The organism is Streptomyces calidiresistens (assembly GCF_014141525.1).
In the GTDB taxonomy this organism is placed as follows: domain Bacteria; phylum Actinomycetota; class Actinomycetes; order Streptomycetales; family Streptomycetaceae; genus Streptomyces; species Streptomyces calidiresistens.
Window position 1 is genome coordinate 1 of record NZ_VKHS01001349.1, and the last position, 842, is coordinate 842.

Sequence of the window (842 nt, forward strand, 5' to 3'; positions counted from 1 at the left end):
CCCGCCGCCATCCCCGGCCGGGGCCACCAACCTGGACCTCCTCGCCCACGAGATCGCCATGGACCGGTACGCCGCCCACGACGCGATCGCCCGGGCCACCTCCGTGGTCCGGGAGCGGGCCGGCGGCAGCGACGAGAAGGTCGAGGTCTTCGGCAACCTGGCCCGCCGCCTGCAGTCCCTGGTGCACCGGGAGATCGAGCAACTGGACGAGCTGGAGAACCGGGTGGAGGACCCGGAACTGCTCAAGGGACTCTTCCAGGTCGATCACCTGGCCACCCGCATCCGGCGCTACGCCGAGAACCTCGCGGTGCTCGGCGGCGCCGTCCCCCGCCGACAGTGGACCCGCCCGGTCGGCATGACCGAGGTGCTGCGCTCGGCGATCGCCGAGGTCGAGCACTACTCCCGGGTCAAACTGGTGCCGCCGGTCGAGGGAACCCTGCGCGGCCACGCGGTCGCCGACGTCATCCACCTGCTCGCGGAACTGGTGGAGAACGCCACCACCTTCTCCTCGCCGCAGACCGTGGTGCTGCTGCGCTCCCAGCACGTCACCGCCGGACTGGCCATCGAGGTCGAGGACCGGGGCCTGGGCATGCCGCCCGAGGAACAGATCCGGATGAACGCCCTGCTCTCCGGCACCGAGCGGATCGAGGTCGAGGACCTGCTGAGGGATGGGCGGATCGGCCTGTTCGTCGTCTCCGAGCTGGCACGCCGGCACCACATCGTGGTGCAGCTCCAGAGCAACATCTACGGCGGTATCCAGGCGGTCCTGGTGATTCCCCGGGAACTGCTGGGCGACCCCCTGCCCGGGGAATCACCAGGACCGCCTGGATACCGCCGTAGAT

1 protein-coding gene is annotated in these 842 nt (G+C 70.4%); it reads left to right on the forward strand.

What is annotated here, in order from left to right:
* A partial coding sequence (locus tag FOE67_RS27250) for a sensor histidine kinase (protein WP_267133375.1) occupies positions 1-842 on the forward strand: 842 nt, incomplete at both ends.